This window comes from Psychrobacter sp. CX10, from assembly GCF_057621575.2.
Genome location: NZ_CM177736.1, coordinates 1402085 through 1424497, shown reverse-complemented (window position 1 = coordinate 1424497; position 22413 = coordinate 1402085). Strand labels below are relative to the sequence as shown.

At 39.3% G+C, this 22413-nt stretch carries 15 protein-coding genes; 9 read left to right on the top strand and 6 right to left on the bottom strand.

The annotated features are described in order from the left end of the window. Nucleotides 1–32 precede the first annotated feature (32 nt). From ilvD to lipB, 3 genes are all read right to left on the bottom strand, one after another. Nucleotides 33–1973: a dihydroxy-acid dehydratase gene (ilvD, locus tag AC21OH_RS05795; protein ID WP_487370962.1), complete on the bottom strand. Its 1941-nt coding sequence runs from the start codon at nucleotides 1971–1973 to the stop codon at nucleotides 33–35. 584 nt (nucleotides 1974–2557) lie between these two features. Continuing rightward, a complete protein-coding gene (locus AC21OH_RS05790) occupies nucleotides 2558–3364 on the bottom strand; it encodes a hypothetical protein (protein ID WP_487370961.1) in 807 nt (268 codons plus the stop codon). A 188-nt stretch (nucleotides 3365–3552) separates the two neighbouring features. After that, complete coding sequence (gene lipB / locus AC21OH_RS05785) at nucleotides 3553–4512, bottom strand: lipoyl(octanoyl) transferase LipB (protein WP_487370969.1); 960 nt, start codon at nucleotides 4510–4512, stop codon at nucleotides 3553–3555. A gap of 384 nt (nucleotides 4513–4896) precedes the next feature. Between lipB and AC21OH_RS05780 the strand changes: the two genes are divergently transcribed. The 9 genes from AC21OH_RS05780 (at nucleotide 4897) to AC21OH_RS05740 (ending at nucleotide 18126) form a co-directional block, all read left to right on the top strand. Then, nucleotides 4897–6309, top strand: a complete 1413-nt coding sequence (locus AC21OH_RS05780) for a coniferyl aldehyde dehydrogenase (RefSeq protein WP_487370960.1) — start codon at nucleotides 4897–4899, stop codon at nucleotides 6307–6309. A gap of 399 nt (nucleotides 6310–6708) precedes the next feature. Continuing rightward, entirely contained in the window at nucleotides 6709–8637 is a 1929-nt protein-coding gene (locus AC21OH_RS05775; protein WP_487370968.1) for a glycine betaine ABC transporter substrate-binding protein, read from the top strand. 212 nt (nucleotides 8638–8849) lie between these two features. Then, complete coding sequence (locus AC21OH_RS05770) at nucleotides 8850–9884, top strand: ATP-binding cassette domain-containing protein (protein WP_487370959.1); 1035 nt, start codon at nucleotides 8850–8852, stop codon at nucleotides 9882–9884. A 466-nt stretch (nucleotides 9885–10350) separates the two neighbouring features. Next, complete coding sequence (gene msrAB, locus AC21OH_RS05765; RefSeq protein ID WP_487370967.1) at nucleotides 10351–12105, top strand: bifunctional peptide-methionine (S)-S-oxide reductase MsrA/peptide-methionine (R)-S-oxide reductase MsrB; 1755 nt, start codon at nucleotides 10351–10353, stop codon at nucleotides 12103–12105. A gap of 128 nt (nucleotides 12106–12233) precedes the next feature. Beyond that, nucleotides 12234–13862 carry a polyamine aminopropyltransferase gene (locus AC21OH_RS05760; protein WP_487370958.1) on the top strand — a complete coding sequence of 543 codons (1629 nt, stop codon included), beginning with the start codon at nucleotides 12234–12236 and terminating at the stop codon, nucleotides 13860–13862. A 71-nt stretch (nucleotides 13863–13933) separates the two neighbouring features. Beyond that, nucleotides 13934–14437, top strand: a complete 504-nt coding sequence (locus AC21OH_RS05755; protein WP_486535813.1) for an S-adenosylmethionine decarboxylase family protein — start codon at nucleotides 13934–13936, stop codon at nucleotides 14435–14437. 187 nt (nucleotides 14438–14624) lie between these two features. Continuing rightward, a complete protein-coding gene (locus tag AC21OH_RS05750) occupies nucleotides 14625–15032 on the top strand; it encodes a DUF350 domain-containing protein (protein WP_486535812.1) in 408 nt (135 codons plus the stop codon). Between the two features lie 122 nt (nucleotides 15033–15154). Continuing rightward, nucleotides 15155–16213: an SPFH domain-containing protein gene (locus AC21OH_RS05745; RefSeq protein WP_486535811.1), complete on the top strand. Its 1059-nt coding sequence runs from the start codon at nucleotides 15155–15157 to the stop codon at nucleotides 16211–16213. A gap of 128 nt (nucleotides 16214–16341) precedes the next feature. Then, nucleotides 16342–18126, top strand: a complete 1785-nt coding sequence (locus AC21OH_RS05740) for a DUF4178 domain-containing protein (RefSeq protein WP_491140329.1) — start codon at nucleotides 16342–16344, stop codon at nucleotides 18124–18126. Nucleotides 18127–18445: 319 nt separating this feature from the next. Here the strand turns inward: AC21OH_RS05740 and AC21OH_RS05735 are convergent, their stop codons facing one another. The 3 genes from AC21OH_RS05735 to xseB all read right to left on the bottom strand — a co-directional run bounded on the left by AC21OH_RS05735 (nucleotide 18446) and on the right by xseB (nucleotide 22335). Further along, the gene (locus AC21OH_RS05735) at nucleotides 18446–20092 is read right to left on the bottom strand and encodes a radical SAM protein (RefSeq protein ID WP_487370956.1); all 1647 of its coding nucleotides are present in this window, start codon (nucleotides 20090–20092) and stop codon (nucleotides 18446–18448) included. A 1068-nt stretch (nucleotides 20093–21160) separates the two neighbouring features. Next, complete coding sequence (locus tag AC21OH_RS05730) at nucleotides 21161–21970, bottom strand: prolipoprotein diacylglyceryl transferase (protein WP_491140326.1); 810 nt, start codon at nucleotides 21968–21970, stop codon at nucleotides 21161–21163. Nucleotides 21971–22074: 104 nt separating this feature from the next. Further along, nucleotides 22075–22335, bottom strand: coding sequence for an exodeoxyribonuclease VII small subunit (xseB, locus tag AC21OH_RS05725; protein WP_486535807.1), 261 nt, complete (start codon nucleotides 22333–22335; stop codon nucleotides 22075–22077). Between the last annotated feature and the right edge of the window lie 78 nt (nucleotides 22336–22413).

Here is a 22413-nt window from a genome sequence, read left to right as displayed (position 1 = left end):
GTCGTTCACATCTCTATATGACTTTTATTAGTCTAGCGTTCTACCTGAGTGACATCGCGTACGGCCCCAGTGTCGGCACTGGTAGTCATTGCAGCATAGGCACGCAGTGCTGGACTAACACGGCGCTCACGGGTCCTAGGTTTCCACGCGTTACTACCGCGTGACTCCATGACGTCTCTACGCTTTTGAAGCTCTTCTTGCGAGATATCTAGATTAATACGGCGGTTTGGTATATCGATGTGAATAGTATCGCCTTCTTCAACCAAGCCAATAGCGCCACCTTCAGCAGCTTCTGGGCTCGCATGTCCAATTGATAATCCAGAGGTACCGCCTGAAAAACGTCCATCGGTTAATAGGGCACATTCTTTTCCTAATCCCTTCGATTTTAAATATGACGTTGGGTAGAGCATCTCTTGCATGCCAGGTCCGCCTTTGGGCCCTTCATAACGAATAATAACGATATCACCAGCGACTATATTGTCCGCTAATATAGAGTGAACCGCATCATCTTGAGACTCAAAAACTCGGGCGCGTCCTGTAAAGGTTAAGATACTGTAATCGACACCAGCGGTCTTCACCACACAGCCGCGCTCGGCTATATTGCCGAATAATACTGCCAGACCACCGTCTGTAGAGTAGGCATGATCAATCGAGCGAATACATCCTGATTCACGATTGAGATCAAGGTTTGACCACGCTTTGTTTTGTGAAAATGCTTGAGTTGTGCGCACGCCGCCTGGTGCTGCAATATACAAATCGCGTGCAGCTTGATGGTTTGGATGATCTGTATTCATCACATCCCACATCTCCAATGCTTCTTGAAGAGACTTGCTATGAACTGTTGGAATATCAGTCGTCAATAGACCGGCGCGATTAAGCTCGGCTAAGATAGCGATTACGCCACCTGCTCGGTGCACATCTTCCATATGATACTTCTGAGTGGCCGGCGCAACTTTTGATAGACAAGGTACTTGGCGACTCAGCTTATCGATATCAGACATTTTAAAATCAACCTCTGCTTCATAGGCAGCCGCTAACAAATGCAGAATAGTATTGGTAGATCCGCCCATAGCAATATCTAAGCTCATTGCATTTTCAAAAGCTTGTTTGGTGGCAATAGAGCGTGGCAATACCGAGTCATCATCTTGCTCATAGCGACGTTTTGCCAAGTCAACGATACGGCGTCCTGCTTCTAAAAATAAAGCTTCTCGTTTGGCATGCGTGGCTAGTAGTGACCCATTGCCTGGTAGAGATAAGCCCAAAGCTTCGGTCAAACAGTTCATTGAATTGGCCGTAAACATACCTGAACAAGAGCCGCAAGTCGGACACGCTGAGCGCTCTATTTCTAATACATCAGCATCGCTAACGTTATCGTCTGCTGCATCAATCATCGCGTCGACTAGATCAAGTTTACGAACTGTTTTACCTTGATCATTTTTGACTAAATCATCATCGGGTGCATCGTCTGAACCATCGGTATTATGACTGATAAGACCAGAATCTAAGTCAGAAGCCAGAACTTTGCCCGCCTCCATAGGTCCACCTGAGACAAATATGACAGGTATATTCAGACGCATTGCCGCCATCAGCATACCGGGTGTAATTTTGTCGCAGTTAGAGATACATACTAGCGCATCAGCGCAGTGCGCATTCACCATATATTCAACAGAATCAGCAATGAGGTCGCGGCTGGGTAGAGAATAAAGCATACCGCTATGACCCATGGCAATACCGTCATCAACAGCGATGGTATTAAATTCTTTTGCAACACCGCCCACACGTTCAATCTCACGAGCTACTAATTGTCCCATATCTTTAAGATGAACATGGCCCGGTACAAATTGAGTAAATGAGTTTGCAATGGCAATAATGGGCTTATCAAAATCACCGTCAGTCATACCTGTTGCACGCCATAAAGCGCGCGCGCCAGCCATATTTCGACCCGAAGTAGAGGTTTTAGAGCGGTACTGCATATATCTTCCTTATAAAATAAGTTGTTCGTGTTCTATTGTAACGTATAAAGTTTGGATTAGGGTCTGTTGAACATTCAAATATTAGGACTGCTGATAGCTACCAATTAATCAAAGCTGTGTTCCAAACTAGGCATAAACCGACAATAATGCCCGAAGCGTATTGGAGCTTAGCTAGGTTTATAACAACGTTTGGGTCAATTTTAGCATCAGCCCTACGGGGCGGGTCTATTTTTTGTCAATATATTGTGACTTTCAATAATTAGGGGTTCTAACTTAGAATAACTAAGTGTCTAAAATTTTCCTGCATATTGCCTAAAAAATAACCGCCGCCAGTTCTATATTTGAATGTTCAACAGACCCTAGATAAATCAAATATTTATCTATGGCGTGTCCCTATTTGAAAGTTAAATAAAGTATGGTCTAAAAATGGCTATATTTTCACCAAACTGTGTCTAATTTCTAGCTAATATGTTTATATAATCTTAGAAATTATTCGTGTTAGACAAAAATCTATCTAATTTTTAGCCTCTTAATCTAAATAGGGACACGCCCTAGTATATTTAGCTAATTTTTAATCTAATTAGCTAAATCAGTCTGGATAAAATGGCGTCATCAAGCTGATCCAACCGAGATTTTTGTTCTTCAAGTATTTCTAAGAGGCGTAACGAATGTTCATTTGACAAGCTTTGATACTCCGATGAGCTTGGTAATCGCATTATGCTATCGTCACTTACTACCAATAGGGGCTTAGTAGACTTATTTAGCACAAATACATTGCCATAAAACGTCCAATTCTGCATTGTTGTTTTAATCGCAGTTGCTTTGTCTCTGGTATAAACAGCATCATTGTCTTTTGACGTATTGGTAAATTTAAGGCGCAGAGCAATTTGTAAACGCTCGTTGAACATCACTAACGTACCTTTGATTTTAACCTGCCAAGGCGACTGAAATAATGACTCAGAAATGCCAATTAGATTAGCAGCTTCGTTAGTATCAAGAGGGGTATTAAAATATTTTAAGAGTTTTGCGTTAAGAGGGTGACGTTCTTTTACGTCCTCAGGTAAGGCATCGTAATGGTATAAAAAAGGCAGTTTTTCATTTTGAGATGCAGTGTTCTCAGTGATTTTACAATTATGAATCTGCCAGACAATTTGATCATCAATCACTAATTCATTTAGTACAATGGTATTGGGGTTTGCTGCTAATTCAAGAACGAGCATATCGTTTATAGCTACATCAGGTATAGAAATATCATTTATAGAAATATCAGTATTAGTATCATCGTTCTGATTACTATCAAAATCGTTGGGAGTAGTAGCTATATTATGACTATTATTAGTATCGTTAAACGGTTGGATAGACTTTATGTTGTCGGTCATATTTTCACTCATAATTATGCATCCTATTCAAATAGGTCTTTCTATTTTTCAGGTCTATTAAATCGGGTTCTAAATACGTATAACTGGATTTAAATAAGTCGATCAGCTGTAATAGCACTTGTTGAGCCTATAGAAATAATTGTATCAAGCGTCTTTATATAATTGACGATATCTAATTAACAATATCCAATCAACGATATTTAATTAACAATCTTTAATGATTTCTTTTGTTCTGAAACTTGACGCAGTTCAATTTTACCTTGTAAACGCTGCACGATGTTAGTTACTAAGCGTTGCGTGACGTCTAAATTTGCAATGTTATGAGTTGTTTTAGTAATGTTATTTTGTAATTGATTCATAGATGAATCAAGGCTCTTTTGGTTGGCACATTTATTAGTGTTTGTAGTGGACTGGTTTTGACTATTAGTATCTTTATTTAGGAAATCTTGATTAACGCTTTTATTAATAATTTCAGTTGCATCAGTTACTGATTTTAAATCCACAAAATCAGCAAGTTTTAGCATCTGCATACCTGAGTAGCCACATGGGTTGATTGCATTAAATACCGTTAAATCGCATGTTAAGTTGAGTGCGATGCCATGATAGCTAAAACCATGCTTAATCTTAAACCCAAGCGACGCTATTTTTCCTAGCAGCAGTTCATCTGTATTATAAATATATACGCCAGGTGCATCACGTCGTGATCTTGCGTAGTATTGATTAGTAGGCGTGTTTACAGGTAAATTTGGCGTCTTATTTGTAGCATTGAAGCCTAGGTGGTTATTAACAATATCTTCAATACTTTGCTCTGCGTGCGACACCAAGTCACGTACCGTCCATCCTGCATTATTTAAATCAATCAGCCAATATAAAACCAATTGCCCCGCACCATGCCATGTGACCTGACCACCTCGATCAGTTTGTATAATAGGTGTTTTACCACGTTGTAAAATGTGTTCCTCTTTAGCTGCTTGACCTAAAGTATACACATCATTGTGTTCTACTATCCAAAGCTCATCAGGGGTAAATATACCCTGTTTTTTCTTATCAATACGATTAAGAGTTGTGTGTAGCATGTGCTCATGAGTGACTAAATAGTCGGCATACGATAACCTTTTAATTAGGGGTATAGATGATTGAGCAATAGGTGTATTCGGCATTTTGTTTGACATAGTTTTAGACATATATTTTTATAATAATGAAAGCACGTCTGCTAGTATATAAGTCTTAAGTCTATAACAATTAACGACTTATAATTAAATTTAATTCCATAAAATAGGGGATTTAATCTTCAATATGTGCTATTTTTTTAAAGCACTAAAAACGTAGAATCAACTTGTTTATTTATTTATTTAACAACTTGTATAATAACGCGGACTGTATAGAATTCATTCTACATTTATTTTATAAATTTGAGTTAATTAGTTTGGCGTTTCATCATTTAAAAAATCATACGTTTTCGAATAACGCCATATAAAGTTCGAATAATTGGAACATCGATTCCATAAACACATCATTGACACCATAAACATAAGGATATATTAATGAGTCAAAGTATTATAACCAATCAACAAGAGCTGGGTTCACAGTTCGAGCACATGCATACTTTAACGCGTAAGCAGCCAATTTTGAATTGGACTGACCGAGAAACGCTGCTTGATTCATTAGAAAGAATGCTCAAAGATAACAAAGATAAGTTTGCAGAAGCAATTAAACAAGACTTTGGCAATCGAAGCAAAGATGAAACCAATTTTGCAGAAACTTTTCCAACGTTACACGGTATTGCCTATGCCAAAAAACACGGCAAATCGTGGATGAAATCAAAAAAGGTTGGTATCTATTCCCTATACCGCCCTGCACACAATGAAATTCAGCCGCAGCCACTAGGGCTGGTTGGTATTATGGTGCCTTGGAACTACCCTTTATTTTTAGCGATAGGGCCTATCATAGATGCGTTAACTGCTGGCAATCGCGTTATGGTTAAAATGAGCGAGTCTGCACCTTTATTTGCCTCTGTCTTTGCAGAAGCTATTGCAGAGCATTTTTCACCAGATGTTATATCTGTAGCACTTGGTGAAGTTGATTTGGCAGTCGCGTTTAGTGAGTTACCCTTTGATCATCTACTTTATACAGGCTCGACAGAAGTTGGTAAAAAGGTCATGGCGGCAGCAGCGCCAAACCTAACACCTGTGACTTTAGAGCTTGGCGGCAAGTCACCTGTCATTGTACTTGATGATGCTAACCTTGAAAATGTGGTGAACCGAGTGATGATGGGTAAAACCATCAATGCAGGTCAAACTTGTATCGCGCCAGATTATGTCCTTATTAAAGAATCGCTGCACAGCAAGTTTATCAAACTGGCTAAAGAATGGGTAAACAGACATTATCCAAATATTGCCAACAATAATGATTATACTCGTATCATTAATCCAAAACAGTTTAAACGTATTCAAGGGTATTTAGATAATTTGCCGAGTGAAAAGGTGATCCCTTTAACGACAGAATCGGCTAACGAAGAGACCCGTTTAATGCCGCCCGTTATCGTAGCCAATCCAGATACTAGCAGTGATGTGATGCAAAATGAGCTGTTCGCTCCTGTGCTACCGCTCATACATGTTAATGGGTTACGAGATGCGGTTGAATTTGTTAATAGTCGTCCACGTCCACTGGCGTTGTATGTATTTGGAGAAAGTAACGAAGATATACAATATGTGCGCAATTATACCGTTTCAGGCGGTGTTGCAGTAAATGAAGTAATTATGCATGTTGCGCAAAGCGAGTTACCTTTTGGTGGGGTTGGTAATTCTGGTATGGGCGCCTATCACGGAAAGCATGGCTTTGAGCGCTTAAGCCATATGAAGCCTGTATTTGTTCAAGCAAAAATAAATGGCATGAATCTGATGCTACCTCCGTATAGCAAGCTGTTTAAAAAAGGTCTTGGGCTATTAATGAAATAGCCTTTGTAGGTATGCAGGTGTCTTAATTAAAGTCTTTCAATCAACTCATTGAAAGACTTTTTTTATGACTAGTTTATTAGATATATATATGCAATAAATCTTAGAAATGGTACAAGGCAAACGATTAAGTCGTTGAAGTACAAGAACTACTAGCACAGCCTAAGCGAGTTTAAGGATGTAAAACTTTAAGCGTGGTTCGACTATAGTTAAAATGTCAACCCACGGTAGCTTTAAATCATTGCAAGACTGCAATAAGTCCTAGTAAGACCGCTGTAAATCTGTTTGAATTATGTCATCTTGTATCTTGAGCATGGTATTGAATTAACAAATTAGGGTAAACTTAATTCAGATCACATTTGGTTATCACCAAAATATAAATAAATAGGTCATTTTGTGAACATACTCTCCAGATTTAACCGATGGTTTATACTCAGTTTATTGTTTATATCTTCACAAGTGTTTTCAGCTTGTGGGGATGCGAATAGTACGCCTATCAAGTTTGGCTCCCTCACGTGGGAAAGTGGACAATTTATAACCTCAGTGCTTCAAACCATTGCAGAAGATGGTTATGAATGTACTACCGAACAAGTCCCAGGTGCAGGGCCAGCACTTGAAACAGCTCTGTCCCAAAATGACATTCAAGTGATTGGTGAGCAGTGGGTTGGACGCTCTCCTATTATGGAAGATGCAATTGCGCAGGGTAATGCGGCGGTTATAGGCAGCACGCTTAAGGGCGGTGCAACTCAGGGATGGTATGTACCAAAATATGTTATAGACGACAATCCTGATCTTAGAACTTATCAAGATTTAATCAATTACGATCATCTATTTACTGATCCAGAACAGCCTGACACGGCAAGGTTCATGAACTGTCCAACTGGCTGGACATGTGAGATATTTAATACCCATCTTTTGAATAATACTGGGCTTAGTGCTAAATATAATAATGTACATCCCGGAACAGGTGCAGCGCTGGACGCAGAAATATCTTCTGCGTTTGAGCAGCGTAAGCCTTTATTGTTTTACTACTGGCAACCGACGGGGCTAATGGCAAAATATGATTTTGCGCCCATCCCATTTCCTGAATATGATGGTACGTGCTGGGATAAACTTTTAGATGCGACAAGTGAGACAAATTGTGTATCTGGATTTCCCGTCTCTGAGCTAGGCGTTGCCGTATCGACCCCATTTAAAGACCGACATCCTGAACTGATAGAAGCGTTTGAAAAAGTACAATTTGAACCAGATACGTTAAATTTGGCTATTTTAGAGATGTCTGAAAACAAGCGTAGCGGTGAAGAACAAGCACGTTTGTTTTTTGAGCGTCATCCGCAAGTATGGCGGAACTGGTTAACCGATGAAGCAGCTTCAAATTTATCGACCAAGTTAGGTATTCCCCTTACTACTGACACCAATCAAACTTCTGGTATAAGTACGACTAATAATAGTAGTGCAGCCAGCGCTAGATTTAAATGGTTCCCTGAATGGTCATTAGAGACGCCACTTAACAATGGGCTAAGCTACGTTGTACAAAACTTTAGTGAGGTATTTAGAAGTATCAGTCATGTGACGCTAACTTATTTAATACTACCAATAGAAGCGTTCTTAGGTTGGATACCGCCTTGGCTACTTATCGCCTTAGTCGGCTTATTAGGATGGTTTGCAACTCGTAAAGTATGGTTTGCAGCGGCTTGTGCAATCGGATTATTTCTAATCGGTGCGTTTGGATTATGGATTGCGTTAATTCAAACCTTAGCACTATTGATCGTCTCCGTTATCATAACCATGGTGATTGGTATTCCAGTTGGTATAGTAATGGCAGGCAGCCCATGGTTACGACGTATTATCACTCCTGTACTTGATGTGATGCAGACGATGCCAAGTTTTGTTTATTTAATACCTGTACTAATGCTCTTTGGTATCGGTAAAGTCCCTGCATTATTTGCCACCGTTATTTATGCTTTGCCGCCACTCATCCGATTGACCATGCTCGGTATAAAGCAAGTCCCCAAAGAGATGGTTGAAGCGGGTCGTTCATTCGGTAGTAACCATGCGCAGCTGCTTTTCTGGATTAAGTTACCGCAAGCGCTTCCCAGCATCATGGCAGGCATCAATCAGGCGGTTATGATGTCGCTGGCTATGGTGGTTTTGGCTTCGATGATTGGCGCACCAGGATTGGGCGAGGACGTACTGCAATCTATTCAAACCCTAAATATTGGTCAAGGTCTACAAGCGGGCACCGCGATTGTTATAATGGCAATCATAATTGATAGGATTACACAGGCATTTGGTCAAGGCAGACGAGCCCGTCAGGAGCTCATTGATTAACTGGAGTAGTTCTGCAGATTTGATTAGCTACTAACATTTAGATTACAAGTGTCACATATTCCTTTAAGTACATATGGTCTCTTAAATACAAATGGCTATTTAAATCCATATGGTATCTTATATTCACAAATAGCTTAGTTGATTAAAAATAGCCTAAGCAAAATCATAATATTGAGTTTAAATTTAGCCAAAAATTATTCACGGAATTTATCATGACTCATTTACGTCTAGAAAATGTCAGCAAAATATTTGATGTGAATCAAGACGAAAAAAACAAAGTGCTTACGTTACTTAATCAAGGCATGAGTAGTAGTGAAGTACGCGAGCAGTATGGCTACTCCGTGGGACTATATGATGTTAGTCTCAGTATCGATAAAGGTGAGCTGCACTGCATTATGGGATTATCCGGATCTGGAAAATCTACTTTAGTGCGTCATATTAATCGTTTGATAGACCCTAGTGAAGGTAAAATTTGGATTGATAGCGTGACGACGTTTTCTGATGATAATGTTGAGAGATTGGATAAAGCTAATCTAAATTCTGAACCAATAATTTCAAAGTCAGTACCATCAGAGTCAGTATCATTAGAGTCAGATCTATCAGAGTCAGTACCATCAGGGTCAGTACCTTCTAAGAACGCCCAATTAGTAAATTCTATTCCTACCAACAACAGCTTTAATTTGGATAATGACACAACCAATAGTCAAATTATCAACGTCCTAAGCCTTAATGATAAGCAGTTACAACAATTTAGACAGCACAATGTCAGTATGGTGTTTCAGCATTTTGGATTGGTGCCGCATATGACAGTGATTCAAAATGTCGCTTATGGACTTAAAGTTCGCAAAATGTCTGAAGCTGAACGTCATGATATTGCTCGCTACTGGTTGGCTGAAGTTGGGCTTGAAGGGGTTGATAAAAGCTATCCTGATGAATTATCAGGCGGTATGCAGCAGCGGGTTGGCTTAGCACGCGCCTTAGCAGTTGATACGCCCATTATTTTGATGGATGAAGCCTTTTCGGCGCTAGATCCCTTGATACGTGGTCAGTTACAAGATCAGCTCTTATCCTTACAAGACAAACTGGGTAAAACAATCGCTTTTATTACCCATGATATTGATGAAGCGATTAAATTAGGCAGTCGCATTAGTATCCTAAATGGTGGTCGATTGGTTCAAACGGGTACAGTCAATGATTTGAAGAACAACCCCGCTGATGACTATGTGGCAAGATTTATGAATGGATAAAGCTGTATTTAAATTTTAAAGTTGAATATAGACTATAGACTATAGAGTATATGGGCATTAGAATTGCTAAAACCTAGATATCTATCAGCGGTCCTTATATTTGAATGTTCAACAGACCCTAATCCTATCAATCAAAATTCTTAAAATTTGTCGTATTAATAGCGTGTACCGCTATGGACATATCTCTCAACAGTTTGCATAGGTCAACGCTACCATATTATCTTTACTAAATTGATTTAGAACTAATTATTGTAAAAACAGCAGTGAACCCTAATATAGTCTATATGAGACTATAAGATTTAGTAATAAAAATTAGTTCATACCCCCCTGCACTTTAAATAATTAATATATAAATAGATACATTGTGATGGTTAAAAAATATTTTATGAATAAATTTGATGAAGACACCGCTATGAATCGCTCATTCAATCAAACACCTCAATTGCCGAAACAACACTCTGCGCTCATGCCGACAATGACTAAAGCTGCCTTTATTGGATCTGTTGCTACACTGCTCATGGCATGTGGCCAAATGAGTAGTGCCGATAATGGTCATTCCACATCAGACAATACTAAAGAATCAATAGCTCAAGGCTCAAATACAGGTATTACAGATAGCCGAGATATGTTGCCATCAGATGTATTACAAAATTTAAGCTCTCTTCCACAGCTAACTCAAGGATTAGGAGCGACTGGGGCATCTGTATTAGAGGATAACAAACCAACGTTGGTAAAATTTTGGGCAAGTTGGTGTCCGTTATGTTTAGGAACCTTAGAAGAAACTGAAACGTGGCGTAACGACACAGCATTTGCTAATTTAAACGTTGTGACGGTAGCAAGTCCTGGTCAGTTGAATGAAAAGGATAGTGCCGACTTTAAACAGTGGTATGCTGGTGTACAGCAAGATTACCCTCAGTTGCCCGTACTTATTGATGAGTCTGGAAGTTTAATCAAACAATTGGGCGTTCAAGTATATCCAAGCTGGGCAATTTTGGACAAACGGGGCAATTTGGTACGCTTGATAAAGGGTAATTTAACAGAAGAACAAGCTTATGCATTGGCTGAAAATGCGAATAATGACTTCCGAGATTTAAAAAGAAGCACTGCTAAGCCGACATCATTAACGACCAATCAATCGGCAGTATCTACGGCGACCACGCAAAAAGAAGGTGTCTATTACAATTCTGATGGTTCGCCTATCAATACTAAAACCATCTATTTGGCAGGCGGCTGCTTTTGGGGGTTAGAAGCTTATATGGAGCGTGTAGATGGGGTGGTAGATGCTATTTCTGGATATGCTAATGGTAATCCAAATATTAGCGATCCAACCTATGAACAGGTTATCGCAGGTTCTGGTCATGCTGAAACAGTAAAAGTGGTCTATGACGCCGATAAAATAGATTTAGAAACCGTACTTAAGTATTATTTTCGAGTCATTGATCCAACCAGTTTGAACAAGCAAGGTAATGATAGAGGCGTTCAATACCGTACAGGCATTTATTATACTGACCCTAGCGATAAGGCTATTATTGATGCTGGTTTACAACAACTTGATTCAAAATATAGTCAAGATATTGTGGTAGAAAATGAACCGTTACACCACTTTGCATACGCTGAAGAATATCATCAAGACTACCTAACCAAAAATCCAAATGGATATTGTCATATTGATTTGAGTCTGGCTGATGATATCATTCAGTCATCGAGCACCAGTACATTAAATAATGTTCAAAGCAAGCTATCAGCAGCAAACACCATAGAAGCTGCTTTAAATCCTAGCCGCTACGCTAATTATAATAAAAATGCTCTAAAAGATACCTTAACTAAATCCCAATATAACATTACCCAAGAGGCGGGTACAGAGCGCGCGTTTAGTCATGAATATGATCATCTATTTGCGCCTGGCATTTATGTGGATGTGGTGAGCGGTGAACCCTTGTTTTTGTCGACACATAAGTACGATTCAGGCTGTGGTTGGCCAAGCTTTTGGCAACCTATTGCCCCTGAGGTCATAACTGAGCACAGTGATACCGCCTTTAATATGGTACGTACCGAGGTAAGATCTCGAGTAGCTGACTCTCATTTAGGACATGTGTTCAATGATGGTCCTAAAGATAAAACTGGACTACGCTACTGCATTAATGGCGGCGCTTTACAGTTTATTCCTGTCGATAAAATGCCGCAATCTGGCTATGGCGTTTTTGTGGATATGGTTAAGTAGCTAATTTATATAGGTAGCAAAGTATTAGTATAGTTAAAAACTAATTATTTCAAAAGCTAAGTAGTTAACATGTAAATTAGGTTTTGGCTTTTGCTCCTATAGCCTTTAACGCTAATCAAGTAGATTTTATGACCCTGACTTTTAAACGTTTGCAAACTGACTCACTTTTAGTGCTGTCAGTTTTTATTGTGGCCTCTTGCGGTTTGGCCTACGAATTAATTGCGGGCGCGTTAGCGAGCTATGTCTTGGGCGACTCAGTCTTACAGTTTTCAACCATTATTGGCACGTATCTGTTTGCAATGGGAATAGGATCGCATTTATCTAAGTATGTACCTGAGCATAAAGTGCTACAGAGATTTATAGAAATCGAGATTTTGGTTGGTCTTATCGGTGGATTATCCGCCATCGCTTTATTTATGGCGTTTGCTTGGCTACCTACATTTAAGTCAATACTTTATGGCTTGGTTATTTGCATAGGTACACTGGTAGGTATGGAAATACCGCTAGTCATGCGAATATTCAATTCAGAAAAGCATGCATTTAACGAGTTAGTAAGTCGGGTACTAACCTTCGATTATTTAGGTGCGCTTGCGGTGTCATTACTATTCCCGCTTATTTTGGCACCAATGTTAGGATTGGCTCGCTCGGCGGTTGTTTTTGGTTTATTAAATGTATTAGTAGCTGGCTGGACGGTTCGCCACTTTTATCCAAAAGCTGCCTTAAATACTAACGATGGTAACTTTAATAAAACAAGTAGCTCTTCTTCCTCATTCTCATTCCAGGCGGTTGATCATCATAAAGTCCGCCAACGATTAATAACCAGACTGTTAATATCTACCATCTTGCTTTTATCAGGGTTATTGTTTGCTGATAGGTTAGTAGGAATCTCAGAACAGAAGCTATTTAAAGCGCCAGTCGTGTTTGCAACCAATTCTCCTTATCAGCGTTTGGTCATTACGGAGCGCAGTGGATACCACCAACTTTTTTTAAATGGCAATCTCCAGTTCTCAACCCGCGATGAATATCGTTATCATGAAGCACTTGTGCATCCTATTCTGCAAAAACTAAGTAATAATAGCCGAGCAGCAAAGCCTAGTCTTGAGATACTTATATTAGGAGGCGGAGATGGCATGGCTGCGCGTGAAGTGCTTAAATATGATAAAGTAGATCATATAACTTTAGTTGATTTAGATCCAAAAATGACTGAGTTTTTTGCAGCTTCATCACGGTTTTCTGAATTAAACAACAATTCATTAACTCATCCTAAGGTAAGTGTTATTAATGCCGATGCTTATAAATGGCTTGAGGACAATAATGAATTTTATGATGCGGTTATCATTGATTTGCCTGATCCTTCACAGTATAGCTTAGCGAAGCTTTATTCAGAGTCTATGTATAATCTAGTAAGTCATCATTTGAATGCAGAAGGCTTTGTTGTCGTTCAATCAACGTCTCCTTATTATGCGCCGAGATCCTTTTGGTCCATAAATAAAACGCTTGAAAAATCTGGTTTTAAAACCACCCCTTATCATACTTATGTGCCCTCGTTCGGAGAGTGGGGGTTTATTGTAGGTAGTAATGATAAAAAGTTTGAACCACCAACGCAGTATGATCTACCTTTAAAATTCTTAACGCCTTCGGTGAGCCGTGAAATGTTTACATTTCCCCCCGATATGCAGCCAATAGATGTCGAACCCAATACTTTAGATAGGCAGATACTGGTACACTACTATCTACAGGACTGGTCTGATGAATAATCATCTTCTAAGTATCAATTAATAATATTTTTAATTATTACTCTATTAAAACCCATTTAAATGGTGAGAAAATGACAAACGATATGAATGCACCTAAACCTTCTATGAGTGGTAAGCATATATTGGCCGAGCTTTGGGATTGCGAATGCGATTCTGAATTATTAAACAAAGTTGAACCATTAATTAAACTGCTTGCAAGTGAAGTTGATAAGGTTGGATTAACTATGGTTGGCAAAGCAGGGTATGAGTTTGGGTCGCAAAAAATCACCAAATCAAAACTTATTAGAACCAATATTGGCGTAATCAATCCGGTAGAGAATGTGGTAAATGTGGATGTTGATGACATTGAACAAAAAAGTGGTCTGACACTTTCTATATTATTAGCAGAGTCGCATATTTGTTTACACACATGGGGTGAGTATAAAACGGTTACTTTGGATATATACGTGTGTAATGTCACGAATGAAAATACTAGTAAAGCAGATGATCTATTTGCCGCTTGTTTAAATATATTCAAACCAAAAAACCATAACGTGAATAATGTATCTCGCCATCATGGTATCCAAAACAAATAACAACAGTAGCTATTCGATTTTGTTTTAAACTAAAGTCAGAGCTAAGCTTTTAATTTGTAATATTTATAATTTAAATATAAAGGGTTTACAGATATTGACTTAAATAAACCACCATCTATTTAAATTTTATATATTCTTCAATTCATTAAATCATTATCCAATTACTAACAAAACAAAGGTTAATTAGATGCAAAATTTAGGAAACTTGCAGACGGAACTGCTTTATTACGCTATATATTTCGGCGGCGGCGTAGTGATGCTCGCTGTGTTTTCAGTCATATATATGGCAATTACGCCTTATGATGAAATTGCACTTATACGTCGCGGCTCTGGTGCGGCAGTGCTCAGTTTTGGGGGAACTATTTTAGGATTCTCTTTAACCTTAGCGGCTAGTGCTATCTATAATGCAGGCTTCATCTCTTTTTTAATTTGGAGTGCCGTTGCCATGGTCGTTCAAATTATAGGTTATTTTGTTATAGTAAAGATTATCGGCAATGTGCCTCAGCATATTAAAGTTAATAACATGGCGGTAGGTGGATTAATAGGTATCACAGGTTTGGTATTAGGTATTATTAACGCAGGTGTATTGTCGTAATTCATTAATAACCCCTAGCTTTTACAAAACCCTCAATCAATAAGAAGTACAACAATTTATACTGCGCAAACATTTAGTATAAACAAACGTATATATTAACTCGATTAAATAAAGGAATCACAATGGGTATTAGAAGTTTTATCAAAAAGCAGTTTATTGATGCTATCGAATGGGACTGGCAGGACGATGATGTTCTGATGTGGAAGTTCCCAATGGCAGATAATGAAATACAAAATGGTGCAACATTAACCGTTCGTGATGGTCAAGTTGCGGTGTTCGTAAACGAAGGTCAAATAGCAGATATTTTCACCTCTGGTCGTTATACCCTAAACACAGAAACACTGCCTCTTATGACTAATTTAAAAAATTGGCGCATGGGTTTTGACTCACCGTTTAAATCTGACGTTTTATTCTTTAGTACGCGCCTGCAACAAGGCCGTAAATGGGGAACTACGCAGCCAGTCACTGTACGTGATGCAGAGTTTGGCATGGTGCGTTTACGCGCATTTGGTATGTATTCATACAAGATTAATGATGTTACCCAGTTTTATCAAAACATAACGGGTATGAACGATGTGTATCGTGCAGAGCAAATTGAACCTCAGCTTAGAAACTTAATCGTATCAGATCTTGCTTCAGGACTTGGAAATAGCTCTGTACCCTTTATTGATTTGGCAGCCAATCAAGGAATAATGGCTGACGAGATTAAAAAAGAATTGCAGCCTGACTTTGCTAAGTATGGCTTGGCAGTAGAATCATTTGTTGTAGAGAATGTGTCATTACCTGAGAACTTACAAGAAACGCTGGATAAGCGTATTTCTATGGGCATGATAGGCGATATCAACGAGTATACTCGCTATCAGTCAGCAGAAGCTATTCAGCATGCTGCCAAAAATGAAGGAGGCATGGCAGGTATAGGCGCAGGTCTTGGTGTTGGTATGAATATGGGTCAAGTTATGAGTGATGCTTTTAATTCACAAAATAGCTCTCAAAATTCATCAACACAACAGCCACAAAATCAAGGTCAACCTACCGAACAATCCAGCCATGCCACTGATGCTACTGAGCCTGATTATATGGACAGATTAAATAAACTCAAAGGTTTATTGGATCAAGAGCTAATTAGTCAAGAAGATTATGATGAAACTAAGGCTAAAATTTTAGATCTGTTATCTAAATAAATAGGTCGTTTTGAAGATAGTCTTAATAAACTATAGAGAGTAATACTTTGCCACAGTCGAAACAAAAACTACCCATTTATTTTAATGTTCTGACCTTTACTGCACCCTGTCCATCGTGTGGCGCTCTTGTGGAGTTTGCTTCACCAGGGTCTGTTATGGCAGTGTGTGAATACTGTCAAACCTCTGTGCTACGTGAAGGTGATACATTGGTAGAACAGGGTAAGCAGTCTCTTACTATTGAAGACTATTCTCCCTTACAGATTGGTAGTGTTGGACGGTATGATAGTGAAGAATTCGCGGTTATAGGCCGCGTTCAACTTCAATACTCTCAAGGTATATGGAACGAATGGTATGTCCAATTTTCTAACGGGCTTAGTGGTTGGCTCTCTGAGGCGTTGGGTCATTATTCAATCACAATAGGTGAAGGCACGACTTCAACACTACCTGCTTATCATTCCCTGGCTATTAATGATAGTGTGCGCTTTGGCGATCATACCTATCAAGTCAATGATAGACGTGACGCTCAAGCTATCGCTGGTGAAGGCGAGTTGCCTTATGTTGTTGGTAAAGGTTGGGAGACGTGGGTCATAGATGCGCAGTACAAGCGAGAGTTCATTACGCTTGACTACACAGATGCTGGTCCTGAACATCCTCCAGTAGTTTATCAAGGGCATGCGGTTGAGTTTTCAGACCTAGATATGCAGCTGCTCAAAGATGACCGTCAGATTAATGAAGATGTCAGCCAATCGCGCAATACTGTTCCTGATACTAACAACGCCATTATTATTAGCAAAATAGAATGCCCTAACTGTGGTAGTCCTATACCTTACGTTGATGGTGCGACAGATTTTCTAGTATGTCCTGCTTGTCATAGCGAAGTTAAACTCACCGGTAATACTGCCAGCGTCATTAAAATGCATTCCACAATGCAAAGCTTCGACAGCAGTCTACCCTTAGGTGCCAAAGCACGTGTAGCAGCGGCAGATATAGTGGAAGTAAGTGCGTTTGCTTTATCAGATGACGCCGCTGATAAAATTGTTGAAAGTAGTATTTATCATGATTATGTCGTTATAGGTATAATGCGGCTAAATGAAGTAGGTGAATTTGGCGCATGGACTGAGTATTTATTATATAGTTTAACTGATGGTTTCTTATGGCTGTCCGAGGAGTCAACGGGTTGGTATGTCGCTCGCATTCTTAGTGAAATGCCAGTACAAGAACCAGGTCTGTTAATTTATAAAGACATGCAGTGGCGTCAAGTCGGCACTGGATATCGCAATCAAGTCGTGTTTGCGATGGGTGCCTTTAACTGGCAGGTGAACATTGGCGATAGTGATTTACTTATCGATTATAAGCATGGTGATGAGGTCATTACCTCAGAGCAAACTGATCGAGAAATTACATTTACGCATTCAAAGCCAGTCAATTCATTAAAGCTTGAAAATTGGTTTGGAGACTATTTAAACCAAGATAGAATATCCACACGCTCAGGTAGTTTTAGCCATCAGGGCAGCTTAAAATCTCTCCTTATTTGGCATACCTTGCTTCAAGTTGCGGTCTGGCTCTTAGCGGGTGGATCTATAATAGTCGGGGTTATAGGCGCTATTTTGATTTATATGGTTTACTTCAAAGCGAGTGAATCAGAACGCCAGCATGTAAGTGATGAAGTCGAAACTGGACCCTTTAATTATAGCTCATCAGGATCTAAAACTATTTCAGTAATTATTATTGTATTTGCCTTAATCATAAGTTTTGTTATAGGGATGAACTCAAGACCTGCTGTGACAGGACCAAATAGTGAAGAAGAAGCTGGTAGAAGTGGTGGTGGTTTTATCATTTTGCCTGGAGGGGGTGGGGGCACTAATGGCAATAATGGTCGCACTGGATATAGCTCTGGTGGGTCGCATAAATAGTAAAATAGACCAGGTTTATGGTCTATTTTTTTCAATTAGGAAAAATTTAATTTTTTTTAATCTATGGCTTCTAATTTGTGAAGTCTACCTTATTTAAAGATTCTTTCAAATGAGCTTATGTATCACAAGATGGTAAAACGGTTCGTATTCATTTTTGAATTTTACGAGGGTAGGGCCAGTTGATCCAGAAAAATCACCAGTTGCTTTTAAAGCTTTAAAATATCTATTAGCTTAAGTTCAGTTATTAAAGCGGTTATATGATAGACCTTTAGAGACAGTCTAGCTTCTAACTATTCTCTAACTATCCTCAAATTAGCTTCTAAACTGACACCGAATTAATCAAGCTTTTATCCCTAATAGCATCATCTTTTTGAGCATCATCTTTTTGAACATTATATTTTGGCGCATTAGCTACATTACGAGCCTCAAACCCCTTCGCCAAACTTCTCCGAATCTCCGCCAACTTCTGCGCCCTATCATCACGATAAAACAAATTAAAACTCTCAAACGGAATCATCGTCCCATCAGGCTGGGCAAAATGAATACACGACTTCTTTAATGCCCGAATATCCAAATTATGCGCATCCATAAACTGCACAATCATAACCCGAAACACATTCTCATAACTCAAATGCGGTGCATCAATCTTAGGCAAACAACACAACAACTCTGACAAACAATTTGCCTGCGACTCCGGCGAATGATTGGTGCTTAGTACCTTAAATAACTGCGCCTTCGCTTGGCTCTGTACCTCAGGGTTTTGCTCAAACAAAATCGTATTCCCACCGCCATTCATAATCACATCAGGGGTCAAATAACGAGTCAACGGTGCAACAATTGGCTTGCTCCTCTTACCATATCCAACCTTCTCATCATCACTACTATCAGCATACGTCTTAAGCGCATAACCCATCGCCAACGTATCTGGATTACAAGGCACCGGCACAATATCATCAAGCGTAAACACATCTGACTGCTCAGCGATCTGACGACGCATCCTCGATATCGTCAATCGCTGTTTCCTATCATCGAGTAACGTCTCATCAATCCCAACCCGACCTGCCTCCGATAACGGCTGAAAACTCACCCCACGCACACAGCGAAACCCCATCGCATGACGGATAATATCGCCCATCTCGCCATCATTCAGTCCCTTCTTAATCGTCGCTACCAAGGTTGTGGACAAACCATGCGCTTCCAAATGCGCCAACGCCTGCTCATGAAGCTTAGCCAACTTTGCGCCACGCAAAACCTGCATGTGCGCATCATGTAACGAATCAAACTGCAAATAAATCTCTAATCCCTGCACCTTTTCACTATTTCTATTCTTAAAACGATGCGCATAATCGGCCAACTTCGCTACAAACTCAGGCTCTTTCGCCAACCGCACCCCATTGGTGTTAATCATAATATGACGAATAGGCAATGTTTGCATATAATCCAAAATCTCAAACAACTGTGGATGCATGGTTGGCTCACCGCCTGACAATTGCACCACATCAGGCTCACCTTCACAAGCCACAACCGTATCAAGCATCGCTTTCACCGTCTCCAAAGATTTATGCTTATACGACAAATGCGGAAGATTGGTCTCACGGCTCATCCCCGAATCGGCAAAACACACTGGACAATCCAAATTACACACATCGGTAATCTCAACAATCGTCAAACACGAATGTTGCATATGGTCTGGGCAGAGTCCGCAATCATACGGGCAACCGTACTGCATCGGCGTTGCAAACGTCTTGGGCATCTCGGGACGCTTTACATACACCTCACGGCAACTGCGATAATACGCCACATCGTCCATCATCAGCACCCGCTCCACCCCGTGTACAGGGCACCACTTATCCATAAAAACGTTGCCGTTCTTAAAAATTATCTTCGCCTCAACGGGGTACAAGCAGGTGCTACACACCGAGCTTGTCGTATCGTAAAACTCATAAGGGCGGTTTTTATGTGACATAAAATTCTCAATCCAATATTATAAAAGGTCAGCGTAACAATCAGTACCTCAACAAGTAGCTAATCCCGCTTTGTGTTCCTATATTGCTTGCCTAAAGTGGCGGTGACTACATCCAGAGCCATTCCTGACTCAGCGATAACATCTTAAGCTAAGTCACCGCAACACTCTATTCAAACAAGGATATCGTATCAAGCAATCCTCTTTATAGGTGAGCGAGGTTTAGAAAGCGTGTGGGGCACGCTTTCCCGAAGCGCAAGATGAAATCTATGCATAAATGTCTCTTGCGAACCTAAAATTGCAGTGTAATTCTTTAACGCTTCTAAGAGGCTAAACCGCTCCTAAGAAGGAACATTAGCGTTATAAACAAACTTCTATATTAATTATAGAATCGAAGGGGTGAGTATTAGGCATTGTGGTATAAGACTCTAAATAACTATCAGTTCTACCAGTTAAACTTGAAATTTTACTTGAACTATGGGCTAACTGCTTTAAATACTTAAAATTGGTAATTGTGTCTTAATTTAAAGCTTAATTGTTAGATAGACCTAATACAATACTGAACTAAATAGACCAATAATAAATAATAAAGCGGCTATTAATAAGGTCTTTGAAGCAAGTGTATAAGAGACGATGCTATCAGACTCATTTTTTTGGAAGCCCCCTATAACAGCAAATATTATTGCTAATAGAAGTACTACATAAGCGAGGATATACATACTGGAGAATAATACTATTAGAATATCAAACATGTGAGGTACTTCTATACAATAGAGTTAGGTTAAATTAGTAAGCATTATGCAGCCGCCTGAGCCAATTAGCACAAATAATGCACAAGCTATCAACAGTTTACCTGCTCTTACAAAGTTTCTGTTTTTATTAGTTTTATTTTTTCCAAAATAACCGACTAAAGCTAATACCACCGCTATAAATAATAATAGATGCGATATGCCAATAATTGACAGAAACATGAAAAAGGTAGGTGTGTCATACATTTATTAACCCGCCGAGTAAATTTATTTAGTAATATTAAAATAGTTATTAAAATAGTTATTAAACTAATTATTACAATTATTTAATATCTTGTATAGAAATAAAACTACGATTTTTTATTCTTAACCGTTTAAAATCCTGAATTACTAACGGCAAATAAACCGCAATCGACAGCAAACACGCCCACTGAATCCCCGATAAACCCAGCCAATACACATAGGGCACCGGTTTAATCCCATCCACCAACAATCGCCACAGCATATAACTCAAAAATAACAGTTTAAACGACAATCCACTAACGGCTTTTAACTTAGGATAGGTGTAATAAAAAAAGACAAGCATCGCCACTGCCCACAACATATCATAGATTTGGGTCGGATGACGGCTCACCCCATCGCCAAAATCAATACCCCAAGGTAAGCTAGTCGCCACGCCATACGTACCATCATTTAGTCCTGCTAAAAAACAGCCCATACGCCCAACTATCAAACCCACACAAAAGGGGACAATAAACAAATCCCCCGTCGAATAGCGAATACCTGCGATTTTCTTTGCTACCTCAATACCAACAAGCCCACCGATCATACCGCCTACAATGGTTTGACCCATGCCCAACGACATCCAGCCGTATTGTTCCCAAGCTTGCGGTACTTCAATGACGAAAAGCAATTTATTACCAATGGCTGCACCCAATATACAACCGATGGCAACTGCAAAACTGTTGTTTGACAAAAGGTTAGAATATTTAGGATTGTTTGGATATTGGTTAGCTTGGCGCTTTTTTATAAGCCGATAAGATTGCACACCCACAATCAAAGCAACCCATTCAAATACAAAATGAATAATATGTGCAGTTGTAGGAGACAGTGTATGGTAGGCAAGAGTCATAGGTTGAGTGAGTAGGTTCTTATTTATTCAAGTGGTATAGATTTATTATGAGCAACTCAGTGATGACTTACTCAATACATAATAGATCGCAAAAGAGACCCTGACTAAACATTATCGTCGACATTGGCTACTGATTCCTCACTTTCTTCAGCTTCCTCCCCTTCATCAAATGCAGCATCTAATGCTTGTTGCACCGCTTCTATTCGAGATTGGCATACCTTATAAGCAGCTATTGATTGCTCAACGGTGTTCATTAAATTATCAATATCTGGCTCATTAGAGTTTTGCAGCTCTTCGGCATTTGTTTTCAATATTTGATAAGCAGCTTTAAAGGTCTTTGGTGCTGCTTTTTTACGTGTGGACATATAGAAATTCCTTTTGCAAATAGAGTTTAGTTTATAGTTGAATAAGTTTTATTAATTGATAATGTATAATAGTGATTA